The 8,026-nt window shown below is 66.2% G+C and carries 10 protein-coding genes; 9 read left to right on the top strand and 1 reads right to left on the bottom strand.

Annotation, left to right across the window (positions count from 1 at the left end; all coding sequences use genetic code 11):
* The 4 genes from NNJEOMEG_RS19445 to NNJEOMEG_RS19430 all read left to right on the top strand — a co-directional run.
* A partial coding sequence (locus tag NNJEOMEG_RS19445; protein WP_173087139.1) for a hypothetical protein occupies positions 1 to 355 on the top strand: 355 nt, incomplete at its 5' end.
* Between the two features lie 12 nt (positions 356 to 367).
* Positions 368 to 913, top strand: coding sequence for a hypothetical protein (locus tag NNJEOMEG_RS19440; RefSeq protein ID WP_173087138.1), 546 nt, complete (start codon positions 368 to 370; stop codon positions 911 to 913).
* 531 nt (positions 914 to 1,444) lie between these two features.
* Positions 1,445 to 1,813, top strand: a complete 369-nt coding sequence (locus NNJEOMEG_RS19435) for an SU10 major capsid protein (RefSeq protein ID WP_173087137.1) — start codon at positions 1,445 to 1,447, stop codon at positions 1,811 to 1,813.
* 59 nt (positions 1,814 to 1,872) lie between these two features.
* Positions 1,873 to 2,160, top strand: a complete 288-nt coding sequence (locus tag NNJEOMEG_RS19430) for a hypothetical protein (protein WP_173087136.1) — start codon at positions 1,873 to 1,875, stop codon at positions 2,158 to 2,160.
* Between the two features lie 101 nt (positions 2,161 to 2,261).
* Here NNJEOMEG_RS19430 and NNJEOMEG_RS19425 read toward each other — a convergent pair whose 3' ends face one another.
* Positions 2,262 to 3,029, bottom strand: a complete 768-nt coding sequence (locus NNJEOMEG_RS19425; RefSeq protein ID WP_173087135.1) for an NYN domain-containing protein — start codon at positions 3,027 to 3,029, stop codon at positions 2,262 to 2,264.
* A gap of 160 nt (positions 3,030 to 3,189) precedes the next feature.
* On the opposite strand from NNJEOMEG_RS19425, the gene NNJEOMEG_RS19420 reads away from it, so the two are divergent.
* From NNJEOMEG_RS19420 to NNJEOMEG_RS19400, 5 genes are all read left to right on the top strand, one after another.
* Positions 3,190 to 3,801 (top strand): phage adaptor protein, encoded by a 612-nt coding sequence (locus NNJEOMEG_RS19420; RefSeq protein WP_173087134.1) that lies wholly within the window; start codon positions 3,190 to 3,192, stop codon positions 3,799 to 3,801.
* A 158-nt stretch (positions 3,802 to 3,959) separates the two neighbouring features.
* On the top strand, positions 3,960 to 5,270 hold the full coding sequence (locus NNJEOMEG_RS19415) for a terminase large subunit (RefSeq protein WP_173087133.1): 1,311 nt from the start codon (positions 3,960 to 3,962) through the stop codon (positions 5,268 to 5,270).
* An 8-nt stretch (positions 5,271 to 5,278) separates the two neighbouring features.
* Entirely contained in the window at positions 5,279 to 7,384 is a 2,106-nt protein-coding gene (locus tag NNJEOMEG_RS19410) for a portal protein (RefSeq protein ID WP_173087132.1), read from the top strand.
* The gene (locus NNJEOMEG_RS19405) at positions 7,381 to 7,668 is read left to right on the top strand and encodes a hypothetical protein (RefSeq protein ID WP_173087131.1); all 288 of its coding nucleotides are present in this window, start codon (positions 7,381 to 7,383) and stop codon (positions 7,666 to 7,668) included. Before NNJEOMEG_RS19410 ends, NNJEOMEG_RS19405 begins: the two co-directional genes overlap by 4 nt.
* Positions 7,665 to 7,913, top strand: coding sequence for a hypothetical protein (locus NNJEOMEG_RS19400; RefSeq protein ID WP_173087130.1), 249 nt, complete (start codon positions 7,665 to 7,667; stop codon positions 7,911 to 7,913). Before NNJEOMEG_RS19405 ends, NNJEOMEG_RS19400 begins: the two co-directional genes overlap by 4 nt.
* The last annotated feature ends 113 nt before the right edge of the window (positions 7,914 to 8,026 follow it).

The following is an 8,026-nucleotide window of genomic DNA, read 5'->3' as shown; positions in this document are numbered from 1 at the left end:
CATCACGCTCACGGATTCGGAGCTGCGCGCCGAGGCCACCCAGGACAACCTGGGCGTGCTGGCCCTGAACAAGTTCCTGCGCGGGCTGCCGCGGGACCAGCAGGGTTTCTTCAAGGACTGCCGCATCGCGGCGGTGATCCCGGTCTACATGCCGCGCGGGGACTTCCAGGAGAACGTCCACGCCATGAACATGGACCGCGACCAACTGGACTGGCTGCTGAAAACGCGCCCCGAATTCAAGGCCTGCGACGACACGGCCAACAATACGCTTGTTACAGGCGGCAAGGTGGTCTCGTGCGGCGTTGCGACGCCGGATGGGAAGGGCTGTATGACTTCAACCTCTAACGATCTCTAAAGGAGAAGCATCATGCCAGAGCGTATCGACGATCCGAGTTTCAAGATGAACGACGAGGCCATCAACAAAGTCTACGGCCAGGACGACTTCTCGTTCGGCGGCCACATCTACCACAAGAGCGAAGGAGAAACGTACCGAGAGTACGGCGAGATACCGGAGGCAACGGTAAGGATCGCTCCTGACGAAGCGGCGAGGATCAATGCGCAACGATTGGAATCAGACGTGAGCAACCAAAAGCGTCAAGCCTACCTAAAAAAGCGTGAAGAGTGGCACAATACGCCGGATACGCCGAGCATGGGGCCCGAGTTTGACCACCGCCACGATGCGCCGCCGCCGCATCCAGATGTGAAGCCGGTAGCGGATTCGGCAACGGATTTTCTGCATGGGTACATGGGCGGTGAGATTGCCAAGGGGGTGGGAAATGCGGTGAAAATAGGGTCAAAGATGCTAAGATTGCCTGATAGGTATGCGCAGGGATTGGCGTATGCGGCAAGTAGTTGGGCAGATAGCTTGTCGCACGACGGGTGGCACTACATGAATCCTCATAAGGATCAGTGATGAAAAGGCCCGGATCTTTAAACAGTTCCGGGCCTGGCACTATTTATTGATCAGACAAGGAAATATGAAGCCAAAATAGAATGAGGCCAGCACCATTCCGACAAGCGCCGATTTATTATGTAGAATGTAGCGCGAGTAGTTATTCATGGCACCCTCCAGTGTAAATTCTAAGGCATATAGACAAGACGAACAATACCGTTGCAAAAACAGTAGCCGTTGCCCAATATCTTCGAATAAAAATTTGATCGTGGTCAGGGGGCTCTGTCGACACAGAAGTTGTCTCGCTTTTTTGAGCTACTGTGCTTGCATTAATAAAAAAAAAGCCTGCCTACATGTATTATAAGGATGAGGGCCAAAGCGTATACTGTGCCACCAAGCAAGTACTTAGATTCTTCGCGAACAATACGCCAGGGGATGAACATATGTTTCTCCATGTGCATGTGTCATGGGCAGCATGCATGCGTACATGTCATCCGAAACAAATTTTACTCTAAATATACAGAATTCAGATTTTATGCTGAGTTTTGGCTGGTGTCAATCCGACTTGGGCGGTTTGTCGGCAAGGTGGCCAACTGGAACCAGGCCGGGCGCATCACGGTGAACACCAACGCCTCGGAGCAGACCCTGGTGATGGCCGTGATGGTGCTGGAGACCCCCTTCGGGCGCATGAAGGTGACCATCGACCGCTACCTGGCCAAGGACGACGACTCCGGCACCAAGTACGACCGCGTCACCGTCTACGCCCCCGACCGCTGCTCCGTGGCCACCCTGCGCCCGTTCAAGTGCGTGGAGCTGGCCAAGACCGGCGACTCCATCAAGTGCCAGTCCGTGGTGGAGGCCACGTTCGTGATGCCGGGCGAGAAGAGCGCGGCCAAGTGCTCCAAGTGCGCCACCGACTAGGCGGCTAACCCTCAACCAGGGGGCGGGCTGGAGGGTCCGCCCCCTTTCAAGGAGCACGCATGATCGAACACCGCATCACGCTCACGGATTCGGAGCTGCGCGCCGAGGCCACCCAGGACAACCTGGGCGTGCTGGCCCTGAACATCGACCCGGACCAGCTGGACTGGCTGCTGAAGGCGCGTCCCGAGTTCAAGACCTGCCTGCCCGGCGCGGCCCCTGTGCCTGAAGAGTTTCTCACCATCGTGCAGCCAGACTGGCGCGTCCCGGGCCGATGGACAGGGCGGCGTTCCTCAGCTCGCCCCTCCCCTGCGGAGGCCCCCCCACCGCCGAACTTCAGGCGCAAATAAGCCAGGCCCGATGCGCTCGCGCCGCGCATAGGGCCTGCCCGGTTCGCAGCGCCTGCCCGTCGGCCCCCGGCAGACCCGGGGACCGGCGCGCAGGGCAGCAGCTATTCGTAGAGGGTTTCGTCGGGGGGCTCGGGAAGCTCCTCCTCGGCCCGGGGCTCCGGCACGGGGGCCGGGGCCGGGACGGGGGCGGGCATGGAGACCACCCGCGCGGGCGGGACGTGGAGCCGCTCGGGCGCGGGCAGGGTGAACTCCACCACGCCGTCGGCGTGGTCGCGCAGCTTGTCCGAAAGGTAGTAGCCGAACTTGGCCACGAAAACGAGCATGCCGTGCTCGCGCGCGAAGTTCATGGCCGGAATCATGTCCGCGTCGCCCGTGAGCAGCACGATCTTGTGCACCATGGCCCGGGCGGCCATCCAGGCGATGTCCAGGCCCATGAGCATGTCCACCTCCTTCTGCACCAGGTTGATGGACACGTCCTGGGGCTGAAGCGGACGGTTGTGGTAGAGCGAATCCATGATGCCGCGCATGTTCTTCTTGTTGAGCTTCCATCCCTGCATGGCCAGGGAGCCCAGGCGCAGCTGCATGCGCGGCATGCGACGCAGCTGGTCGAGGTATTCGTGTTTGATGCGGTATTGTTCGGTGGTGGAGAACTCGATCTCCCGCTGCGAGATGGGGTGCACGGCCTTGCCCCCGTAGGGCGGCGAATCGTAATAATAGGAGCGGAAGAGGCTGTCGTTGTCGAATTCGGGATCGTCCATCACGAGGTCGGTGGCCATGCGCACCGACTCCGCCGTGGGCGGCTGGCCCAGGCGGGCTTCCATGTGTTTCATCCAGAAAAAGCTGCCATCGATGAGAATCGAAACGTTCATGCATCATCTCCGATCAAGTCAGTATGGAAAGCGAGTGTAGGCCTTCGCCCATGCCCCGTCAAATCGAGCATTTTTTCGCATTTTCCCCACATAGCGCCATGTGGGCTGCGCCGCGCCCCGCCTTGCGCTATGGTGGCCGCGCCCTGGCAAAGGACGCGACATGACCGTATCGGAACTCCTGGAAGACATCAGGCTCGAACTCGCCGACGAGGCCAAGACCCGCTGGAGCGACCAGCAGATCCTCAAGGCCGTGGCCAAGGCCTACCGCAGGCTCTCCCACGTGCTCTACCGCAACGACGTTGAACTGGGCCGCGCCGTGCACGTTTTCCTCGCGGAACCCGGCCGCGCGGACTACCCCCTGCCCGCCGACTTCATGGCCGACTACGGGCTCTACCGCGACGACACCCACGCCCGCCTGACCAAGCACGGCGACGACTCCTGGCAGCAGCTGGCCGCCCCGGCCGAGTGCTCCGCCTGGATCGTGCGCGGCGACTCCCTGCTCCTGGCCGCCGCCCCCTCGTCGGCGAAGGCCCTCACGCTGATCTACTGGCCCCTGGTGGACCTCGAAGGCCTGGACATGGACGCCCCCACGCCCTTCGACGGCAAGCTCGACGACATCGTGGCCGAATACGCCGCCTTGCGCCTGAAGAACATCGACGAGATGGACGTGGCCCAGGACGGACAGCTCCTCCAGGACATGGAGAACAACCTCCTCAACACCTATTCCGCCATCTCGCCCGTCACCGTCACGCGCAGGGGGTGGCTGGCCTAGCAGCCTGTCGAAAACAACTCGCGGGCTGCAACGATCGACTTCGGCAACGGGCCGACAGGACCGACCCGGCCGGACTATTTTCGGGTCCGGCCGGGTTTTTCCCCACATAGCGCTATGTGGGCTGACAGGAGACGATTCCCCGCTACACTGCCCTGTCCATGAACACCGACGTCACCGTGCACACCGGCTACGTCCCGCACCGCTTCCAGCGCCAGATCCACGAGGGCCTGCGACGCTTCTCGGTGCTCGTCTGCCACCGCCGCTTCGGCAAGACCGTGCTCTGCGTCAACGCGCTCATCGACGCCGCGCACCGCCCCGGATTCCCCGACCAGCGCCTGGCCTACGTGGCCCCGGCGCTCTGCCAGGCCAAGCGCGTGGCCTGGGACTACCTCAAGCGCTTCGGCCTGCGCGTGCCCGGCGCGAAGGCCAGCGAGAACGAACTGCGCCTGGACTTCGAGAACGGCTCGCGAATCACCCTCCACGGGGCCGACAACCCCGACGGACTGCGCGGCATCTACCTCGACGGCGTGGTCCTGGACGAATACGCCGACTTCCGACCCGGGGCCTACGCCTCCGTAATCCGCCCCGCCCTCTCGGACCGCCAGGGCTTCGCCGTGTTCATCGGCACGCCGCGCGGACACGACCACTTCTTCGACCTCTACCAGACCGCCCTGCGCGAGCCAGACTGGTACGCCGGGCGCTTCCCGGCCAGCGTCACCGGGCTCATTGCGCCGGGCGAGCTGGCCAGCGCCCGCGCCCAGATGTCCCAGGCCCAGTACGACCAGGAGTACGAGTGCAACTTCGACGTGGCCTCCACCGACTCCCTGATCCCCCTCTCGCTGGTGCTCGAAGCCATGGGCCGCCCCGTGAGCTACCTGCACGCCCCGGCCGTCATGGGCCTGGACGTGGGCATGTCCCTGGCGGGAGACCCCTCGGCCATCGCCGTGCGCCGGGGCGGCAAGGTGGTGCACCTGGAGGAGTTCCGCCTGGACGACACCCTGGCCATCGCCGGGCGCGCCCGCGAGCGCTTCCACGACTTCCGGCCCGAAGCCCTCCTGGTGGACAGCGTGGGCTGGGGCGCGGGCGTGGCCCACACCCTGGCGGGCTGGGGGCTGCCGGTCACGGCGGTGAACGTGGCCGAGTCCGCCGCGGCCTCCGAGCGCTTCAACCGCCGCCGCGACGAACTCTGGTGGAAGGCCAGGGAGTTCTTCGAGAGCCGCGTCACGGCCTTGGACGATTCCCTGCCCCTGGCCGGAAAGCTCGCGGCCGAACTCTCCGGCCCCGCCTATGCCGTGCTGCCCTCCGGGCGGCTCAAGGTGGAAGGCAAAGACGACCTCAGGCGTCGGGGCGTGCCCTCCCCCAACCTGGCCGACGCCTTCATCCTGACCATGGCCCACGCCGACCGCTTCCGGCCGGCGGACGACACCCTCATCCAGGAAGACGAGGCCCACGCCTCGCGCTTCCTCTAGGAGCCCCCATGCCCCTCTCCGACGACGACCTGCTGCACATCCTCAAGCCCGACATGGACAAGGCCCGCGCCCACCAGGCCGAACTCTCGGCCGAGCGCGAGAAGCATTACCGCGCCTACCGCGCCGAACCCTACGGCAACGAGCGCCCCGGCTGGTCCCAGACCGTGCACCCCACCATCTTCTCCGTGGTGGAGTGGATGAAGCCCGGCCTGGTGGAGGTCTTCACCGGCGACTTCTTCGCCTTCACACCCGTGGGCGGTCAGCCAGACCCCGCCGCCCGCAAGGACGCCCAGGCCCGCGCCGACCGCCTGAAGCGCTACGTGCGCCACAAGCTCTTCAACCAGCTGGACGGCGAACGCCTCGTGGAGGACTTCGTGCACGACTGCCTGGTGAACCACTACGGCGTCATGAAGATCACCCAGCGCGACGACTTCGAGCTTTCCACCGAACTGCTGCCCGAAATGACCACCGAGGAACTGGAGGACCTGGCCCGGCGCGACCCCACCCTGGTGGACGTGCGCGGCGGCAAGGCCTTCACCCGCCAGGATCCCTACACCGGGCGCGAGGTCTCCGGCCTGCGCGGGGCCAAGGCCGTGCGGCGGCGCACCCGCTACAAGGGCTTCCACCTGGAGGTGGTGCCCCCGCGCGAGCTCTGCATGCTCCCCGGCTACCCCGACCTGGAGAACAACCCCTTCGTGGCCCACGTGGTCCGGCGCGACCTGGACTTCGTGCGCCGCCAGGAGCTGGCGGGCATCTACCGCAAAGGCAGCGCCAAAGCCCTTCTGGACAAGCTCACCGACCGCCACGCCCTGGAGGACGTGGCCGGAGAGTTCCACACCCAGCACGACGTGGACGGCCTCTCGCCCCCCGACGCCATGGCCCAGGCCCACGCCGACGCCGCCGCCGCGCGGCCCCGGGGCGAGGTGCTCGTCTGGGAGTGCTACACCCGCCTGGACCTGGACGGATCGGGGCTGCTCGCCCCCTGCATCGTCACCCTCTGCGAGGACGTGGTGCTGCGCGGCCCCGAGGAGAACCCCTACGGCGGACCGCCCTTCGAGATGGGCTTCGTCTACAAGGAGCCCCACAAGGCCGTGGGACGCCCCATCGCCGCCGTGCTGGACCACCGCCAGCGCGTGCTCTCAAACCTGCTGCGCAACATCCAGGACAGCGCCGCCCTCTCAACCTACCGGGGCTATTTGACCACCGACGCCCGCGCCCGCAAGATCCTGGCCTCCATGGGGCCGGGCGACGTGTCCCTGGTGCCCGCCCTCAACGCCGTGCAGGAGATCGTGCCCGCTCCGGGCGACCCCATGCTGGTCAACGCCTTCCAGCTCACGCTCCAGGAGGTGGCCAAGGAGTCCGGGGTCAACGAGAACATGCAGGGACTCGACCACGACGCCCTCAACAAGACCGCCGCAGGCATGCAGATGCGCCTCTCCTCCGGCATGCAGCGCCAGAAGCTCTACGCCCGGCGCATCGCCCGGGCCTTCCGGCGCATGCTGGCGCGCGTGCTGGACATCATCCGCCTCTACCCCCCCGAGGACGACCGGGACATCGTGGGCCAGGACGTGTCCCTCTCCCCCGAGGACATCTCCGGCAGCTGGACCGTGAGCATCGACGTGGGCGTTGGCCCCCAGGAGCGCCAGCAGAGCGCGCACATCATGGACGAGCTGATCCAGCTCCTGCTCAAGGCCGGGCTCCAGTTGGGCATCTGCGAGCCCAGGGGCATCGTGAAGGCCGTCAAGGCCAAGTACGAGTTCATGGACATCGACGTGTCCGAATACCTCCTGGACGACGAACGCATGGACCTGGTGGCCCAGCTCAAGGGCCGCATCGAGGAGCTGGAGGGCCAGAACCAGGGCCTTGCGCGGGCCATCGGCGAGCACGCCAGGGAGCTTCGCAAGGCCGAACAGGCCCAGGACCGCAAGGGCGGACGCCGGGGCGGCATGGACGGCGGACCCGGAAGCGTGGCGGGGTCGCCCGGCATGCCGTCCGCAGCCGTGCGCGCCTCCGCCCGGCCCAACCCGTCCGGGCCGGAGGGACCGCCCGATCCCTCCCTGCTCGATCCGCGCCTCGCCGCCGTGTTGAACGCTCCTGAAGGGGGCCGGGCGTGAGCCGCCTGGAGCTGGAGCGCGAGGCCGTGCGCGGCGAAGAGGTGGCGCGCCTGCTGGCCTGCGACGCCGTGCGCCAGGCCGTGGAGGAGCAGCTGAACGCCCGGCGCGAGGCCATCCTGGCCCTGCGCTCGGACCAGACGGCGGAGTTCGCCCGCATCCGGTCGGGGTTGGAGGCCATGGAGGCCCTGATGGCGTCCCTGGAGTCCATCGCGGCCCTGGGCGGGTTGGCGCGCGAGCGCCTGGCCGGGGGGCGCGCGGAAGAGACCGCGAGGAGGGTGTTGTGAACCTGATGATCCTGGGCGGGGCCAAGGCCCCGCCCGCCCCCGGCGGTGAAGGCGACGGCAAGGACGGCGCGGAGGCCTCGTGCGCCGCCCGGGCCGAACTGGAAGCGCGCCTGGCGCGCATCGAAGCCTGCCTGGAGGCCCTGGAGCGGGCGCTCCTGCCCGGGCGCGCGGCGAAGAAGATGCTGGCCGACGGCCAGCCCAGACGAACAACCAAACGCAAGGAGACTTCACATGGGATTGCTTGATTGGGGGGCATCCGCCCTCTCATCGGCCCAGACTCTGCTGGGATTGGGATCAACCATCCTCGGCGCGGCCGCCCAGGCCTCCGGACAGACCCCTGGCGCCCCCCCCCGGACGG

The sequence above is a fragment of the Fundidesulfovibrio magnetotacticus genome, from assembly GCF_013019105.1.
Lineage (GTDB): Bacteria > Desulfobacterota > Desulfovibrionia > Desulfovibrionales > Desulfovibrionaceae > Fundidesulfovibrio > Fundidesulfovibrio magnetotacticus.
The sequence above is the reverse complement of the archived record's forward strand: the minus strand, read 5'-3'. Positions and strand labels throughout refer to the sequence as shown.